The 17,810-nt window shown below is 41.5% G+C and carries 12 protein-coding genes; 5 read left to right on the top strand and 7 right to left on the bottom strand.

Annotated elements, in window-relative coordinates:
- Window positions 1-370: 370 nt before the first annotated feature.
- A complete protein-coding gene (rhlP, locus tag H5125_RS12215) occupies window positions 371-1,213 on the bottom strand; it encodes a rhombotarget lipoprotein (protein WP_182744349.1) in 843 nt (280 codons plus the stop codon).
- Window positions 1,214-1,533: 320 nt separating this feature from the next.
- Between rhlP and H5125_RS12210 the strand changes: the two genes are divergently transcribed.
- The 4 genes from H5125_RS12210 to H5125_RS12195 all read left to right on the top strand — a co-directional run bounded on the left by H5125_RS12210 (window position 1,534) and on the right by H5125_RS12195 (window position 10,031).
- The gene (locus tag H5125_RS12210; protein WP_182744348.1) at window positions 1,534-2,607 is read left to right on the top strand and encodes an efflux RND transporter periplasmic adaptor subunit; all 1,074 of its coding nucleotides are present in this window, start codon (window positions 1,534-1,536) and stop codon (window positions 2,605-2,607) included.
- A 12-nt stretch (window positions 2,608-2,619) separates the two neighbouring features.
- Window positions 2,620-5,871 carry an efflux RND transporter permease subunit gene (locus H5125_RS12205; RefSeq protein ID WP_182744347.1) on the top strand — a complete coding sequence of 1,084 codons (3,252 nt, stop codon included), beginning with the start codon at window positions 2,620-2,622 and terminating at the stop codon, window positions 5,869-5,871.
- A complete protein-coding gene (locus tag H5125_RS12200; protein WP_182744346.1) occupies window positions 5,868-8,933 on the top strand; it encodes an efflux RND transporter permease subunit in 3,066 nt (1,021 codons plus the stop codon). The genes H5125_RS12205 and H5125_RS12200 overlap by 4 nt, the downstream gene beginning before the upstream one ends.
- A gap of 213 nt (window positions 8,934-9,146) precedes the next feature.
- A complete protein-coding gene (locus H5125_RS12195) occupies window positions 9,147-10,031 on the top strand; it encodes an MBL fold metallo-hydrolase (protein ID WP_182744345.1) in 885 nt (294 codons plus the stop codon).
- 116 nt (window positions 10,032-10,147) lie between these two features.
- On the opposite strand, the gene H5125_RS12190 is transcribed toward H5125_RS12195, so the two are convergent.
- From H5125_RS12190 to H5125_RS12170, 5 genes are all read right to left on the bottom strand, one after another.
- Window positions 10,148-10,879 (bottom strand): serine/threonine protein phosphatase, encoded by a 732-nt coding sequence (locus tag H5125_RS12190; RefSeq protein WP_123884430.1) that lies wholly within the window; start codon window positions 10,877-10,879, stop codon window positions 10,148-10,150.
- 407 nt (window positions 10,880-11,286) lie between these two features.
- Window positions 11,287-11,463 carry a Trm112 family protein gene (locus tag H5125_RS12185; RefSeq protein ID WP_182744344.1) on the bottom strand — a complete coding sequence of 59 codons (177 nt, stop codon included), beginning with the start codon at window positions 11,461-11,463 and terminating at the stop codon, window positions 11,287-11,289.
- Window positions 11,453-12,460, bottom strand: coding sequence for a tetraacyldisaccharide 4'-kinase (lpxK, locus tag H5125_RS12180; protein WP_182744343.1), 1,008 nt, complete (start codon window positions 12,458-12,460; stop codon window positions 11,453-11,455). Before lpxK ends, H5125_RS12185 begins: the two co-directional genes overlap by 11 nt.
- Before the next feature lie 16 nt (window positions 12,461-12,476).
- Window positions 12,477-14,279, bottom strand: a complete 1,803-nt coding sequence (msbA, locus tag H5125_RS12175; RefSeq protein ID WP_101086856.1) for a lipid A export permease/ATP-binding protein MsbA — start codon at window positions 14,277-14,279, stop codon at window positions 12,477-12,479.
- A gap of 37 nt (window positions 14,280-14,316) precedes the next feature.
- Window positions 14,317-16,761 (bottom strand): DNA internalization-related competence protein ComEC/Rec2, encoded by a 2,445-nt coding sequence (locus H5125_RS12170; protein ID WP_259395452.1) that lies wholly within the window; start codon window positions 16,759-16,761, stop codon window positions 14,317-14,319.
- Window positions 16,762-16,837: 76 nt separating this feature from the next.
- Here H5125_RS12170 and H5125_RS12165 point away from each other — a divergent pair, with 76 nt between their 5' ends.
- On the top strand, window positions 16,838-17,344 hold the full coding sequence (locus H5125_RS12165) for a DUF2062 domain-containing protein (protein WP_101086854.1): 507 nt from the start codon (window positions 16,838-16,840) through the stop codon (window positions 17,342-17,344).
- A 188-nt stretch (window positions 17,345-17,532) separates the two neighbouring features.
- Here the strand turns inward: H5125_RS12165 and H5125_RS12160 are convergent, their stop codons facing one another.
- Entirely contained in the window at window positions 17,533-17,772 is a 240-nt protein-coding gene (locus H5125_RS12160) for a DUF3624 domain-containing protein (protein ID WP_162023356.1), read from the bottom strand.
- Between the last annotated feature and the right edge of the window lie 38 nt (window positions 17,773-17,810).

Raw genomic sequence — 17,810 nt, 5'->3', positions numbered from 1 at the left:
TACTGTAATTCAAGTGTATTTATTATATTTATCATTGAATCTCAGCTTATTACAAAGCTGAGATTCAATAATTTATCAACAAACCCTCAGTTATATCGCACCTTATTCCATCTAAAAAACCTGCTTACTTATATTATTGTCAATATCTGGACTAAACATGGATTCTCTAAATTTATTTGGAAATTTTAGACACACGACAGAGCCCATACTGAAGATAATTGTGCTGCGTTAACGCGCATCACAGATAAAACGACTTCTAAAAAATGATAGTATAAAAATGATTAACCGAACAACGTGACTCATCGATTAATCACTGCTCATTGAAAATAGATACTTGAGCATAGTCAATTGAACATAGCCCACAGTAAGGTTAGCGTTCAACATCCTTACTGAGTCTTAATCGAATGAATAACATTATCAATAATAGTAAACCAAACTGAATATCAATAGTCCCGCCACTGTAATTATTGCTATGTTCCACCTTGGCAATTTTTTCCTCTTTAACTCTCACTTTAAAACGAGCTAACTCATCGTCTAAGTTTTTAGTCATATCAGTAACTGCCAGGTCAAAACCTTGCATCGATTTTTCAGCTAATGTTTCGTCAATACCAATAGCGGTTGTGCGCTTTTCGAGCTTACTGATCCCTGGTGCTCTAAAGAGCATTTTCCTACTTTTAATGTCAAACACTGCAGTATCGACAAAGGTTTGTACGGTATTTTCATTGCCCGGAATCACATACATACCCACGATGGTCCAATACAATAACGCGGCATTATTCTCTACAGACTGAGTCACTTGATCGTAAGACACCAACGCCATTACATCGACATCATATAAACGCCCAACTTGTTCTAATGTGTTAAAACCATCACCACCAGCAAGATAAGTACTCGGAATGACTTCAATGCGGTCAATATAATCATATTGAACAAAAGCCGCTTTCACTTTTTCAAGTAATTCGTATTGATCTTTACTATGCACAGCCTCTTTTTGAAAGCCTGTTGACGGTACAAAGGCAATACCGACTTTTACCGGTAATGTGAGCAATGGAACTTCGGCGCTATGTACTGCACGGGCTTCTTTATTAGGATACAAAAAGTCCATCAGACTGCTCGAAACAGACTGTTTCCCCGACTGCTGGCTCACCAACATACTGCATGAAGACAATAAAAAAACTGATGCCATCATGCCCAACCATGTTGTTGTTTTCATTTACGCTTCCTTTTAAATTATTTTCCATTTATTGATATCAATGAATCTGTTTATTTCTACAACACGAAAATACATAAATAACCAATCACACCAAATGTTAATTATTTTCACTACATTAACATTGTCAATTTCGCTAACCCTTAACTAAAAATACTATAAACCTTTGTTATTTATACACTATAAAAAGTGGCACAGTTAGTGCTTTGATGTATTTAATTAACATTAGTTACAAATGATAACGTGACGTTAACTCGCTTAAGAATAACAATAAGTACATTAGCGTCATTTAATTCAAAAAATATAACACTAGCAGGTACCCCATGGATAGGTTCATCAGCATGAAGAAAATGGCAATTCCTTTACTTTGTATTGCAGTATTGAGTGGTTGCAGCGGCGAAGAAGAGCAAGCAAAAAAAGATGATAAATTTGCTATTCCGGTTGAAACAGCACTGGTCACCACAGGCAATGTATCGTCTTTTTACAGCACCACCGCCACACTCGAAGCACCGGAAGAGTCTCATGTGATGAGCCGCATTGCTGGGATAATCGAAAAGATTAACGTTGAAGAAGGCGATCGGGTTACCAAAGGGCAAATACTTGCGGTAATTGATGCCAAGCGTCAACGTTATGATTTCAATCGTTCAGAAGCCGAAGTGCAGATTATTCAGCAAGAGTTAAATCGTTTAAATAAAATGAACAACAAAGAGTTTATTAGCCAAGACCAAATGGCCAAGCTCGAGTTCAACCTACAAGCTGCTAAAGCACAGCGCGACTTAGCAGAGCTACAAGTTAAAGAAAGCCAAATCACCTCACCCATTAATGGTGTCGTTGCTTCACGCTATGTTAAAACAGGCAATATGGCAAAAGAGTTCCAAGAGTTATTTTATGTTGTTAATCAAGACCAACTTCACGGCATATTACACTTACCAGAACAACAACTTGCTAGTTTACGGGTTGGTCAACAAGCCAGTATTATTCAACAACACCAAGGTACAGCGGCCAATATTATCGATGCAAAAGTGCTGCGTATTAGTCCGATAGTGGATGCTCAAAGCGGTACGTTTAAAGTGACGTTAGCCGTGCCAAATCAAGATGCAACATTAAAAGCGGGTATGTTTACTCGGGTTGAACTTAAATACGACACCCACCTTGATGTACTTACCGTGCCTTATAACGCATTAATCAACCAAGACAACACTCAAGCTTTGTATGTGATAAAAGACACCAAGGCACAACGACGTGAAGTCACCTTGGGATATCGTGAAAATAACACGGTTGAAATTTTATCGGGTGTTGAAGATGGCGAACAAATTGTCATCCGGGGCCAACAAAACCTCAAAGATCAATCATTAGTGGAAATTATTACCCCACTTAGCTTCGCAGCTATTCGATAACGGAGCGGGATAATGTCAATAATTAACACTTCGGTTAAACGCCCCGTCACTGTATGGATGTTCATGTTAGCTGTGATGCTTTTTGGCATGGTAGGGTTTTCTCGCCTCGCGGTAAAACTGTTACCCGATTTAAGCTATCCCAGCGTGACCATACGCACAGCCTATGACGGTGCTGCTCCGGTTGAAATTGAGCAGCTGGTATCAAAACCAATTGAAGAAGCTGTTGGGGTGGTAAAAGGACTGCGGAAAATAAGCTCAATTTCACGTTCTGGCATGTCTGATGTTGTGCTCGAGTTTGAATGGGGCACCAATATGGATATGGCAAGCCTTGAAGTGCGTGAAAAAATCGACACTATCGAGCTGCCCTTAGACATTAATAAGCCATTATTACTGCGTTTTAACCCCAATCTTGATCCCATCATGCGCTTAGCTTTTTCTGTACCCAATGCCGATGCGGAGCAGTTAAAGCAAATGCGAACTTTTGCTGATGAAGAGTTAAAACGACGTTTAGAAGCCTTATCCGGTGTTGCTGCTGTAAGGTTATCCGGTGGGTTGGAGCAAGAAGTTCATATTGAATTAAATCAACAAAAACTAAGTCAATTGAATCTTAATGCCGACCAGGTTAAACGTCGAATAAATGAAGAAAATATCAACCTTTCAGCAGGTAAAGTGATCCAAGGTGATAAAGAATACTTAGTCAGAACCTTAAATCAATTTAACTCTCTTGAAGAATTAGGCCAAGTCATCGTTTATCGCGATGGTCAAACCTTAGTCAGATTATCTGATGTTGCTGATATCAGTGATGCCTATAAAGAACGCAGCGACATTACCCGCATCGGCGAAGTTGAATCGATTGAATTGGCGATCTACAAAGAAGGTGACGCTAATACTGTTGCGGTAGCGCAAAAAATACGCACAGAACTCGATAAAATTAACCAAGCAAGTGAGCAGAATCAGTTAAAGATTATTTACGATCAATCTGAATTTATTGAAAGTGCCGTGAATGAAGTGACCTCAGCTGCATTATTTGGCAGTCTACTGGCTATGTTAGTTATCTACCTGTTTCTACGTGATATTATTGCCACACTTATCATCTCAATCTCAATTCCCTTTTCAGTTATTGCGACATTCAATATGATGTATTTTGCTGATATTAGCTTAAATATTATGTCGTTAGGTGGTATTGCATTAGCCATTGGTTTACTGGTCGACAATGCCATTGTGGTATTAGAAAACATAGACCGTTATAAATCTCAAGGCATGAGTAAAGTTGAAGCTGCCGTCACAGGATGTAAAGAAGTCTCAGGCGCCATTTTTGCATCAACACTCACCACTCTAGCTGTATTTGTCCCTTTAGTGTTTGTCGACGGCATTGCAGGAGCCTTATTTGCCGACCAAGCGCTCACGGTCACGTTCGCCCTACTCGCCTCATTATTTGTTGCCTTAACAGCCATTCCCATGTTGGCATCACGACAAGGCTTCACCAGCCTGCCGCAACCAGTTGAAGTAGCACAAAAACCGAAACCAACAAGCCGCAAAGGAAAAATCACCTACTACTTACTGGCAGTGTTGAGTTTTCCCTTTAAACTCTTGTTTAGCTATTTGCCTTCAGGATTATTAACCGCAATTATTGTCATTAGCCGTTTTGTAAGTAGTGTATTTGGGCTATTACTCAAACCCATCTGTGCCGGCTTTAACTACCTATATCGCATCGTCGAATCAATCTATTTCCGGGTGTTACATCACGCTCTACGCTATCAAGTGTTAACCATTGTGTTAGCACTTTTGGTAACCCTAGCGTCAAGCAGTTTACTGCCTAAGTTAGGTGTCGAGCTAATCCCGCCGATGAATCAAGGTGAGTTTTATGTCGAAGTATTATTACCGCCAGGCACCGAAGTCAGTGAAACTGATGCTGTATTACAACAACTAGCGCTGTCGATTAAAGACCGTGAAGATGTGAAACACGCCTATAGTCAGGCTGGTAGTGGTGGGTTAATGACATCGGATACTGCAAGAGGTGGTGAAAACTGGGGCCGATTACAAGTGGTACTCGCAGACCCTTTAGCCTTTAATGCAGTTAGCCAGGTATTGCGTAACACAGCAAAAAACATTCCTGAACTAGAGGCTCAAATTGAACACCCTGAATTATTCAGTTTTAAAACCCCGCTTGAAATTGAGCTATCGGGTTATGATTTAGCTCAACTCAAACAAAGTGCAGACCAACTGGTTAATGCCTTGTCTGATTCTGACCGCTTTAGTGACATCAATACTACCTTGCGCGATGGCCAACCAGAGATCAGTATTCGCTTTGACCATGCCCGTTTAGCCTCGCTAGGAATGGACGCTCCGACAGTCGCTAACCGCATAGCCCAACGTGTCGGTGGCACTATTGCCAGCCAGTTTACGGTACGCGATCGTAAAGTGGATATTTTGGTGCGCAGTGAATTAAGCGAACGCGATCAAATTAGCGACATTGAATCGTTAATTATTAATCCTAATAGCACCCAGCCGATCCCCTTAAGTGCTATTGCCACAATCGATTTGCAAATTGGCCCTTCAGCAATTAATCGTATCAGTCAACAACGAGTCGCTATTGTGTCGTCTAATTTGGCTTACGGTGACTTAAGCGAAGCGGTAATTGAAGCCCAGCAGATATTGGCTAAACAGCAGCTACCAAGTTCGATTCAGGCCAGATTTGGCGGCCAAAATGAAGAAATGGAGCACTCATTTGACTCATTGAAAATAGCCCTCGTTTTGGCTATCTTCCTAGTGTATTTAGTGATGGCCAGCCAATTTGAATCATTGTTGCATCCACTGCTAATCTTAATCGCTGTTCCAATGGCCGTTGCCGGCAGTATTGTGGGTTTATTCATTACCGGGACCCATTTGAGTGTAGTGGTATTTATTGGCTTAATTATGCTAGCAGGTATTGTGGTCAACAATGCGATTGTATTGGTTGACCGTATTAATCAATTGCGCCAAGAAGGTATTGATAAACTGACCGCGATTAATGATGCCGCGCAATCTCGTTTACGTCCTATCATGATGACAACCCTAACCACTACACTCGGTTTATTACCAATGGCAATAGGCATTGGCGATGGCAGTGAAGTTCGTGCGCCAATGGCTATTACAGTCATTTTCGGATTAAGCATGTCAACCTTGCTTACATTGTTAGTTATTCCCGCTTTATATGCGCTATTTGACCGTAAACAATATACCCAAAGCGACGTTGAGTTTAATACAGCGGAGACGCCAGCATGAACATCACTCAACTGGCGATAAAGCGCCCCGTCACCACCTGCATGTTTTTCTTGGCCATTATGTTGTTTGGCATGGCGGCCAGTAGAATGCTGCCATTAGAAATGTTTCCAGGAATTGATATTCCACAAATTGTGGTGCAAGTTCCGTACAAAGGCTCCAGCCCTGCAGAAGTTGAACGCGACATCACTAAAGTGCTGGAAGAGTCACTTGCTACCATGAGCGGCATAGAAGAGGTGCGATCAGATTCAACCCAAGACGGTGCGTTTATTCAGCTCAACATGAAATGGGGTGAAGATGTTGCCACCAAAAGCCTAGAAGCGCGCGAGAAAATAGACTCGGTAAGGCATTTATTACCAAAAGATGTTGAGCGCGTCATGATCCAACAGTTCTCAACCGCCGATATGCCGGTGTTAACCATTCGCATATCAAGCGAGCGCGAACTCTCTAATGCATTTGATTTGTTAGACAAACAGCTTCGTAAGCCACTTGAACGCGTTGATGGCGTATCAAAAGTCACCCTTTATGGTGTTGAACAAAAACAGATTGAAATCCGACTTGATGCCGATAAATTGGTCGCATCAAGCCTTAATAGCCTCGATTTACGATCGCGTTTACTGGCAGAAAACTTTGTCATCAGTGCAGGTACCCTAAGAGAAAATTCACGGGTGTATCAAGTCTCACCAAAAGGTGAATTTACCAGCCTTGATGATATCAATAATCTGGTGATTGTGCCGGGTATCCGCTTGCAAGATATTGCGATGGTGAGCTATGCCCTGCCCGAGAAAATTGAAGGCAGACATTTAGATCAAAAATATGCGGTGGGTATTGATGTATTTAAGGAATCTGGTGCCAATTTAGTAGAAGTGTCTGATCGTGTGCTAAGCGTTATCGAACAGGTTAAGCAAGATCAGCAATTTAATGGCATCAAACTGTTTATCATGGAAGACCAAGCCTATGGCGTTAAGTCCTCACTCAAAGACTTATTACTGTCTGGCTTAATGGGTGCGGTACTGTCATTTGGGGTGCTGTTTCTGTTTTTGCGCAATCTTAAAATGACCTTAGTAGTTATCTCATCAGTGCCGATTTCATTATGTATGACATTGGCTGGTATGTACTTTTTAGGCTACAGCTTAAATATTTTATCGATGATGGGATTGTTATTAGCCGTCGGCATGTTGATTGATAATGCGGTGGTGGTCACCGAAAGCGTGCTACAAGAGAAACAAGCTGGGCACATTGACGACACTTGTCAGATAAAAGCCAACCAACAAGCCGTGTTAACTGGCGTTGAAAAAGTCTCTTTGGCGGTTTTAGCAGGCACATTAACCACCGCCATTGTTTTTTTACCTAATATTTTCGGCGTAAAAGTGCAACTGACCATCTTTTTAGAACATGTTGCTGTGGCCATTTGTATCTCGCTAGCGGCTTCATTATTGGTAGCGAAAACATTAATCCCACTGATGCTCAACCACTTTCACTTTGAAGTGCAGGCCGCTAATGACAACAATCGCTTAGGGCGTTTTTATCAACGCAGCCTCACTTGGATATTAACCCGACCAAAACGTTCTGGTGTCATCGCAGTGGCATTGTTGGTATCAACAGCATTGCCATTAAGCATGGTGCAACAAGATCAAGGAGACGGCGAAGGTAATGACCGTTTATACATTAATTACCAGCTAGAAGGTCGCCATAATCTAGCGGTGACCGAAGCCATGATTAATAGCATGGAAACGTATTTATACAGCAATAAAGACACGTTTTATATTGATGCGGTTTACAGTTACTACGCCCCGCAAGATGCACAATCAACCATTTTATTACAAAAAGACATCCCAATAGACATTGGTGAGTTAAAGAAAATGATCCGCGAAGGATTTCCTAAATTTTCGATTGCCACGCCACAATTTGGTTGGGGCAATGAAAATAACGGCATTCGTGTAACCTTAACGGGACGCTCAACAACCGAACTAATCCGCATCAGTGAACAAGTGATGCCATTGCTCGACAATATAGAGGGCTTAGTCGATGTGCGCTCGGAAGTGAATGGCGCCCAACAAGAAGTGGTGGTGGTGATCAACCGAGAAATGGCTGCCCGTCTGGATTTAACCTTAAGCGATATAGCATCGAACATTGCCATTGCCTTAAGAGGGTCGCAGTTACGTTCGTTTCGCCATGATCCTAGCGGCGAACTACGTATCGAACTGGCCTATGACAAAAGCTGGCAGAACTCTTTAGAAAAACTTAAGCAACTGCCGATCATTCGCCAAGGTGACCGAGTTTATACCCTGGACAGTTTAGCTGAAGCAACCGTAGTTCCTCGATTTGATACTATTCGTCATTTTAATCGCCAAACGGCTTTATCCATTGGCGCAAATCTTGAAGATCTCACTACCGAAGAAGCGCAAACCAAAATTACTCAGGTGATGGACTCAGTGAACTTCCCCTACGGGTACGGCTACTCGTTACGCGGTGGTTTTGAACGCCAAGATGAAGACCAGTCCATCATGGCGGTAAATATGATCTTGGCTATCGCAATGATTTATATCGTCATGGCGGCGTTATTTGAATCACTGCTGCTACCGACAGCTATTATCACTTCGATTATGTTCTCAATTACCGGCGTGTTCTGGGCATTGTGGCTCACAGGTACACCAATGTCGGTAATGTCGATGATTGGCATACTTATTTTGATGGGCATTGTGGTTAATAACGGTATTGTACTGGTAGACCAAATTAATCAGATGACACCCGATATGGATAAGCTAAGTGATACCATCATTAACGTGTGTATTACTCGTTTACGTCCGGTATTAATGACGGTTGCAACCACAGTGCTGGGATTAGTGCCATTAGCAATGGGAGATACTCAGATAGGCGGTGGTGGACCGCCGTATTCGCCAATGGCCATTGCCATTATTGGTGGGTTAACCTTTTCAACCGTCACCAGTTTGTATTTGGTACCATTATGCTACCAAGCGCTATATCTAGTACGACATAAAGCTGCAATTAGACTAGGGCTAGCCAATACATTTGCTCAAAAACTGCTGCCTTGGACCAAATAGTCCTACACTTCAGTTCTGCTGGTGCATCGTTATTGTTTACAGTAGTCAATGTTTGCTATGGTCAATGCTTAATAAGCTACATTGGAGAAGCGTGATTTTATTTAATCAGATGCTAATTCACTGGATGTTATTGCACCATAAGTGATCAACTTGTTACGCTAGGCAGTATTAATAACAATAAAATAATTGCTATGACAGCAATGAGGGATCGTCATGAAACTAACATTTCAACGTCACATCATCGGATTCAGTGCAGTAGCGATGCTTGCATTAGCTCAAACGTCAGCCATTGCTGATGATAAGTTCAGTGATGTGGTCATTAAATCCAACAAACTAGACAATAATACTTACATGTTTATCGGGGCCGGAGGCAATATTGCGGTTTCTGCTGGAGATGACGGCATATTAATTGTTGATGATCAATTTGCACCTTTAGCCGATAAAATTACCGCCGCACTTAATGATATTCAACCTGGCTTGCCTAAATACATCGTTAATACTCATTACCATGGTGACCATACGGGTGGAAACGCCCACTTTGGTGAAACAGGCTCTATCTTAGCTCATCATAATGTTCTCGAACGTCTCAAAGCGGATAGCAGTACTCCTGCGTCAGCATTGCCCGTTATCACTTATGAAGACAATATCTCAATTCATTTTAATCAAGATACTTTAGAGGTTATTCACCTAGGTCCAGGCCATACCGATGGTGACAGTGTCGTCATGTGGCAAAAAGCCAATATTATTCACATGGGCGATTTATACTTTAAAGACCGCTTTCCGTACATTGATTTAGCGGCGGGAGGCTCTGTAACAGGCTATCGTGAAAACGTCAGCTTGATCCTCGATCGTTTAGACAATAAAACTAAGGTAATACCCGGTCATGGCGAGTTAGCCGATAAAAATGCACTGCTAAAATTCAAGCATATGCTTGATGACAGTATTAATTGGATGCGTGGTGAAATTGAAATGGGCCATGATTTAGCCACCATCAAAAAACAGGGCGTTCCAGCAAAATATGCTAATTGGGCTTGGGAATTTATCTCGGCAGATAAATGGATTGAAACTTTATATCAAGACCTAGCCGCAAAATCTTAACTAGATAATCCATTTCGGTATATCAATCAAGATCACTGCCGGTCTACATACAAAAGCTTGCTGTCTAGGCAAGCTTTTTGTATAAAATACCAACGTAGTTAAAGGTATTACAGCCACTATGCCAGTGTTAAAGGCGCTTGCCTGAAATGCCACAACACCCAATACACTGGCTTCAAATCTTTTCCACCAATATCTCGAAAAGGTCTCGCGAAATAATATAACCATTGCCAGGAAGCTAAAAATTGCTTGGCTTTTTGCCATATTGCTTCACCACCCGCTAAACGATAACAAGCAATAGCTTGATTAATCACATTATTATTGGGTCCAATATAGCGATATAAGCTATGGATAAACACCAACACATCTCGAATTTGTTGTGAGACAACTGATTTATGCTGTTGATTCGCCTCAAAATCGATAAATTTAACCTCACCGGCTTGCCAGCTAATGTCACGTAAGGCTGGACGACCATGAGCAAGCTGCATAGAGTGTAGTTTCGCTAATGCTACGCTGACATCATTTAAAATGGGTTGCCATAAGGTTTGGCTTGTACGCTCGAGCAGATGATTAATGGTACTTCCAGCGTCTTCGACAACCATGTAACCGTCACCAAAATCGACAACCGCAGGCACTGGTGCACCTAAATGACTTAGCGTATTTAATACACCAATTTCTTTATGCAATGCAGCTGTGGAGTTTTGCTTTAATAAACGCATCGCCCCTGCAAGATGCTCTACTTGCTTCAACCAATATCGCTTACCTTGGTATTCGAAAGGCACTACACGTTCGCCACGGTGTTCACGATAAACCTTAGCCACATGTTGTTGAAAACCATCATTCTCAGTCATAAAACAACCTAGTCATCGACTCACTATTACTGATGACTAAATTATCTTACTAACGTTTATAGAACTCAATTAAATCAATGATTTTTAGTGATTTTTGATAGAATATTAGCTTTATATAAAAACTTCATACATAGCTTGTATACAAACTAAAAACACAAACGATACATTTGGTTACCATTGATATTAATCAGTATAAATATCCGATCAATTCATCATTAAATAGAACACACGATAAATGACCATGATTAATGACTAAGGTAAAAATGATTAGATAAACGGAGCTAAGAGCAAACTGTTGATAGCTGAATAAGAAAAATGTTGCAGCTCAATATAATGGCTTTCCTCAAACAAAAAAAGCGCCCTTTTGGGCGCTTAATCATTCAATCATTTTTCACATCATCGAACCGTTATTCAGTCACTAACGCTGTAGCACGATTTTCTAACAATACCGGAATACCTTCGGTAATAGGGTACGCTAATTTATCAAACTTGCAGATCAGTTGTTGCGACTCTTTGTGGTAATCTAGCTTGCCTTTACATACTGGGCAGGCCACAATTTCGAGTAATTTTTTATCAAATGCCATGAGACAATCCTTTTTTAGTTTGAGCCACTTGCTGTAATTGGCTCAACAATGCGTGATCAAATTCTGAGTTAAGCTTCGCATTTACAGGTAAATACCACCAGTTTGATTGTGCAAAATCGCGACATTTAACCGCATCTTTTTCAGTCATTAATAATGAATGCTGTACGGATAAGTCACTTAATTGCTTTTGGTCAAAAGCTTGGTGATCTGCGAACTCAACTGTTTGTACTACTTTATAGCCTAACTGGCTAATACTATTAAAAAAACGTTGCGGGTTACCAATACCCGCCATCGCAACTACACTGTGTTGCTGATTAAACTTATCGTCTAGGTTATTGTCAACCTGACAAAGCGGCGCGGGCTCTAGTGCCATCAGCACTTCACCGGTTTGAGCTGGTCCGCCATTATTTATCACAAAATCAACTGAATTTAACCGCCACAAACCTTCACGTAAAGGGCCTGCGGGTAACAAGCAGTGATTGCCATAACGACGCTCACCATCCACTAAAGCAATTTCGATATCACGGCCTAAGGCATAATGCTGTAAGCCATCATCACTAATAATCACATCAACATCAAAATCTGATAATAATGTATGCGCTGCGCTCACTCTCTTGGCACCGACAACCATAGGTACTTGAGTACGAGCCACTATCATTGCAGGCTCATCCCCTACATCATTTGCTTTTGCATTAGGATTGACAGCAACAACACCATCGATATTAACTCCATAGCCTCGGCTTATCACACCTGGCTTGAAACCATGTTGGCGTAACAGTTCAATTAAATAAATTACTGTTGGAGTTTTACCACTGCCTCCCGCGGTGATATTACCCACCACGATTACGGGGACAGGTAATACTTGCGCTTGTTTTAGCCCACAACTAAACAGTAACCGCCTAATAGTGGATATTAACCAAAATACCCCAGATAACGGCAGTAATAACCATTTAGCTTGATGACCTTGATACCAAATGCGATGAATAAGCTGTTGCATCACAACCACCTAATCATTATTGACTGAACTGCATCTGGTAAAGATTAGCGTAAATACCGGCTTGGGCAATTAACTCACTGTGATTACCGCGTTCAACAATTTTCCCTTGATCGATAACCAAAATTTCATCAGCGCTTTCTATAGTTGATAAGCGATGGGCAATCACAATAGAGGTGCGATTATGACGAAGATTATCGAGGCCTTTTTGAATCGCTTTTTCCGACTCAGTATCCAATGCCGATGTTGCTTCATCTAAAATTAACACTGGCGCATCACGTAACATGGCGCGAGCAATGGCAATACGTTGGCGCTGGCCGCCTGAAAGCAACACACCATTTTCGCCGACTTGGGTATCAAGACCTTCAGGTAAAGTATCAATAAATTCCATGGCATAGGCTAATTCTGCTGCATGCACAATTTGTTCGCGAGTCACTTCACCTGGATAAGCATAAGCAATGTTATTGGCGATAGTGTCGTTAAACAAGGTAACTTGTTGCGACACTAAAGCGACTTGATTACGCAGTGATTTTAGTTGGTAATCATAAATACTGGTGTCATCAAGACGGATATCACCGGTTGATAAATTACCATAAAAGCGAGTAATCAAACTGGCAATGGTCGATTTACCAGAGCCTGAACGACCGACTAATGCAACCGTTTTACCCGGCTTAACTTCAAAATTAATCCCATTAAGTGCAGACTTTTCTTGGCCAGGATATGCAAATGTCACATTATCAAAGGTCAACTTACCTTCAACTCTATCGATACTAAATGCACCATTATCTGGTTCTGGTGGGGTGTCTAATAATTCAAATACTGTGGTACAAGCGGCAATACCACGCTGAAATTCCGCATTGACACGGGTTAAGTTTTTAATCGGTTGTAGCATGGCTAACATGGCGCCTAAAATAGCAGCAAAAGTACCAGCGGTTAAATCCGTTCTCATGCTATCCCAAGTAGCGGCATACAACACAAACGCCAATGCGAATGAACCAATCACCATAATGAGCGGCTGGCTGATTGACTGCGCAACCGCAAGTTTCATGTTTTGGTAGCGGTTACGATCGTTAACTTGGAAAAAGCGTTCAACCTCAGTTTTTTGTCCACCAAACACTAATACGTTTTTATGGCCCTTAATCATCTGCTCTGTGGTTGCGGTTACACCGCCCATTGCAGATTGAATTTGCTTAGAAACCTTGCGAAAGCGTTTGCTGACAACACTGATAACCACGCCCATGATGGGGCCTATCACCAAAATGCATAACGACAATTTCCACGAATAGTAGAACATAATGCCTAACATACCGATGGCCGTCATGCTGTCTCGGACGATTGAAATTAACGCACTGCCTGATGCTCGAGCAATTTGTTCGGTATCAAACGTAACGCGCGAAATCAAATTACCGCTATTTTCACGGTCAATATAACTCACAGGTAAACGTAGGTAATGCTCAAACACTTGTTGACGCATATCCATAATGAGCTGAGCACTCATGTATGACACACAATAGGTCGACACAAAGTTAGCCACACCACGTAAACTAAACATTAAAATAACCGCTATTGGGGCCATTAACATAATGTCTTTATTGGCGTTAAAGCCACCGTGCGTTGGTAAGTCGACACCGGCGACTATCGCTGGAGTTTGACTAAAACCTTCATCAATAAACGGCTTAATAAATGCGATAAACGCTGCATCGACAGCGCCATAAGTAATAAGACCTAGAACAGCCATAATAAACATGGCTTTCATCGGTACGACATAGGCCATCAAACGTTTGAAAACGACCCACATTTCATTTTTAGGTGATGCTGACATTGAATCCAATACTTAACTAGCAAACATGAATAACATTCTACTCTGCTTTAAGTGACTCACCAAATCTAAACAAACGGTTATACCAAAATGGGGCAATTTGCTGACGATAAGTGGTCACTTTGTATCCTTCATCAGTGAAGTTGATGCTTATTTGGCCGACATGGCCAGTTTGTAATATTTTACTGCCTTGTTGTTGATACCGCGCCACAATATCCGGTTTAGGAAAACCATATTGATTAGAGAAACCTGCGGTAAAAATAGCTAATTGGGGGTTAACACTATCAATAAATGCTTGGGTAGATGAGGTTCGACTACCGTGGTGCGGAACGAATAAAATATCGGCTTGAATATCTGCATTTACCGCCAAAAGTGCTTGCTCTCGTGGAGCTTCAATGTCTCCGGTTAACAACACCGTTGACTGACCGTCAAACAATTTGACCACGCAGGAACGGTTATTATCATTACTATTGGCGCTTAAAATATTTGGGATAAAACTCAATTGTACACCGCGCCACAATAATTCACCGTCACAAGTTTGCACGCTATGTGATGATTCAGTTAACGCTGACGCTGAAAAATCAGCAATTAATGTCGCCTGCGGAAATTGTTCGACTAATACGTTTAATCCACCAGCATGATCATTATCGTCATGACTCACGACAATATAATCAATATAACGAATCCCCTTACTGGCCAAAAAAGGCAATATCGCACGTTGAGCATAACTGAACTCGCCATATGCAGCGCCAGTGTCGTAAATAACCCCATGCTGCCCTTGCTGTAAAACCACAGCCATTCCTTGAGCCACATCGATGGCATGAAGCTGCCATGGTGTTGAAACTAACGAAGACGCTGGCGATAACAATATCTCATGAGTCACTAACTTGTTCATGATGACTGGCAGCATAAGCACTGACACTATAACGCGATAACCCCACTTGCGCTGACTCGGCACATAACCGCGTAACATCAACAATATCAGCGCCAAAACAAAAAAGACTCCCGCAGCTAACTCTTGTTCGGTTAACACCAGTTGTTTTAACGGCAAGCGATCACTCAACTGTAATAACCACGCAAAGGGCTCCAAACTAAAATTAGCCCACTGAAATATCATTACGCTTAGGCTTTGCAATGAAACAATATCAATCGCTAACAACCATAGGATGCACAACGCCAGTAACCAAATGCAAAAGCTCAGCATGGTTAATGGAATAACCACCAAACTAAACCAAGGTACCAGCAGCATATTCAACCAGATACTATGAGGTGCAATGCCACCAAATAATATCCCTTGCAAAACACCGAGTAACAGCGCTAAACGCCATTGAATAGACCACAATATAATAAGTCCATGTAAAATTTTATCCTTAAGCTGTATAGCTTTTTGAATACATTTGTCCCTCAAAGTGAACTTAGAAACTTCAATGTCTGGGTTAACAAGAGCAGTGCTTAAGCTAGAACGTTGATCTACCGAATCAGGTTTCACCGACAATAAAATAATCACCAATGCACCAAAAGATAACCACAACCCAGCACCTAGTGACGCAAAAGGATCGACCAACAATACAAAAAACAATGCATATACAAGTCGATCCCAATGATGACTAAATTGTTTAATAAAGCTGAATATCATCAATAAAAATAGCATCAGCAATGCGCGTTGAGTGGCAATAGCAAACCCAGATAAGTAGCCATAACCGAAGGTAAATGCTGCCGCAAATACCATTGCGAGTTGGATTTTAGCCAAATGCTGCCAAGAGAAAACATAACGACTTACCCCAATCAAAATGCCATAGAATAAACCGAAAACCACCGCCAGATGTAAACCTGAAATCGCGACTAAATGCCCTGCCCCTGTCTGCCGCAACTGCTGCCAACGTTCAGAGGTTAACGCGCTTTTATCACCAAAAATCAATGCTTGTAAAATATCGCCCTGAGAAAAGTGTGCCAATAAAGGCGATAATGTTTCCATGATCTGTTGACGCATCGATCCACTGTGACTAAGCAACTCAGCTTGCTTAACACGACCTTTGGCGACAATATGTTTACTAATAAAGTACTTTTGCTGGTTAAAACCACCTTGATTTTGGATACTCGAAATCCCTTTAACCTTTGCACTAAATTGCCATATTTGGCCCACAACAATTTTATCTGGCTTTTGCCATGTTAATCGGTAATATCGCTGCACATTATTAAGCGACAACGTCTCTAAAAAAGCGTCTTGATAAGGTTTTGCCATGACGCGCACATCAAAACTAATCCAGTCGCTGTTTTGGCTAACTAGTGATACTATCTGCGCCTTAAACTCGATTTGTTGCGACTTTTCAGCATATTGATGCATATATAGACAATGAAACAACAGGCTCAGCCAAATGACGGCGAATAAACAGCCAGCCATAAGCGGCCCTTTGCGAAGGCAAAGAAGCATAGCCAAGAATAGAATGGGCAAACACCATATTGGTGCCAGCGAAGGCCATAACATCGCTGATAAAGAACAGGCGCAAAAGCCATAGATAAATCGATTCATAATGAATTAGTTAAGACATTAATCGACAAATATGCCAAAAAAATTAATACAAAGATTTATGCCAAAACCAGAAACACTTCGTGAACATAAGTATTTACGGATGTTTGGCACACTATTGCACAAACCTAATTTATGGGTATTAAATCGGAAATCAGCGCCAGGAGCCTTTGCTGTTGGGCTATTTGTGGCTTGGATCCCCATGCCATTTCAAATGGTCGTTGCTGCTGGATTTGCCATTATATTTAACGTCAACCTTCCGGTTGCTGTGGCGCTGGTATGGATAACAAATCCACTGACGATGCCTATAATGTTTTATGGTGCCTACTTGTTAGGCGCTAAAATCCTAGGCCATAAAGCACAAGCATTTCAGTTTGAAGCCAGCTGGGCATGGATTGAAGCATCAGTATCAACCATCGGCCCACCCTTTCTCGTTGGTTGCTTAGCTCTTGGCATTATCAGTGCGCTAGTTGGGTTTATTGTCATTAAAAGTATGTGGCGCTATTCAGTTTTGTTTAAATGGCAAAAGCGTAAAGGTTAGTAAGCCATCAATAGATTGATCAACTTAATACCATTAAGGCCGCTTCTGCGGCCTTAATTATTGATAAGCTAAGGATATTAATTTATATTTGTGCCATTGGGCTTGGCCATCCGTGAATATAAACGATGGGGTGGCTCAACATATGCCTATGACGATAATCTATTAATAATACGGCAAAGGGAAGTTGGTTATTGTTGCTTTGTAGCCGCTCGATAAGCCCACACCATCAAGTGCAGAATCAGTAAGCCGGTAAAGCTAGTAGCAAAGAAAAGTAGCGCGATAGACTCGACCGTCTTGGGCGTATCGGCGTAGTAATACCACCACAGTGGCCAGGTGAATAAGCTAAGAGCCGTTAACTGCCACATACAGCGTTTACAACGGCCAATTTTCTGTTTAAAAACCGAATCAGTGCATTGATTACAAGACATAACACATCCTTATAAGCCATACACAGGCTGCAAATTAA

It is taken from the genome of Shewanella sp. SR44-4, from assembly GCF_014163715.1.
GTDB lineage: Bacteria > Pseudomonadota > Gammaproteobacteria > Enterobacterales > Shewanellaceae > Shewanella.
The sequence above is the reverse complement of the archived record's forward strand: the minus strand, read 5'-3'. Positions and strand labels throughout refer to the sequence as shown.

Excerpts from the sequence above, each read along its gene's own strand:
- H5125_RS12200 (WP_182744346.1), top strand. The coding sequence starts at position 5,868 with ATGAACATCACTCAACTGGCGATAAAGCGCCCCGTCACCACCTGCATG.
- H5125_RS12210 (WP_182744348.1), top strand. The coding sequence starts at position 1,534 with ATGGATAGGTTCATCAGCATGAAGAAAATGGCAATTCCTTTACTTTGT.
- lpxK (WP_182744343.1), bottom strand. The coding sequence starts at position 12,460 with ATGCAACAGCTTATTCATCGCATTTGGTATCAAGGTCATCAAGCTAAA.
- H5125_RS12190 (WP_123884430.1), bottom strand. The coding sequence starts at position 10,879 with ATGACTGAGAATGATGGTTTTCAACAACATGTGGCTAAGGTTTATCGT.
- H5125_RS12170 (WP_259395452.1), bottom strand. The coding sequence starts at position 16,761 with ATGTTATGGCCTTCGCTGGCACCAATATGGTGTTTGCCCATTCTATTC.
- H5125_RS12185 (WP_182744344.1), bottom strand. The coding sequence starts at position 11,463 with ATGGCATTTGATAAAAAATTACTCGAAATTGTGGCCTGCCCAGTATGT.
- H5125_RS12160 (WP_162023356.1), bottom strand. The coding sequence starts at position 17,772 with ATGTCTTGTAATCAATGCACTGATTCGGTTTTTAAACAGAAAATTGGC.
- H5125_RS12165 (WP_101086854.1), top strand. The coding sequence starts at position 16,838 with ATGCCAAAAAAATTAATACAAAGATTTATGCCAAAACCAGAAACACTT.
- rhlP (WP_182744349.1), bottom strand. The coding sequence starts at position 1,213 with ATGAAAACAACAACATGGTTGGGCATGATGGCATCAGTTTTTTTATTG.
- H5125_RS12195 (WP_182744345.1), top strand. The coding sequence starts at position 9,147 with ATGAAACTAACATTTCAACGTCACATCATCGGATTCAGTGCAGTAGCG.
- H5125_RS12205 (WP_182744347.1), top strand. The coding sequence starts at position 2,620 with ATGTCAATAATTAACACTTCGGTTAAACGCCCCGTCACTGTATGGATG.
- msbA (WP_101086856.1), bottom strand. The coding sequence starts at position 14,279 with ATGTCAGCATCACCTAAAAATGAAATGTGGGTCGTTTTCAAACGTTTG.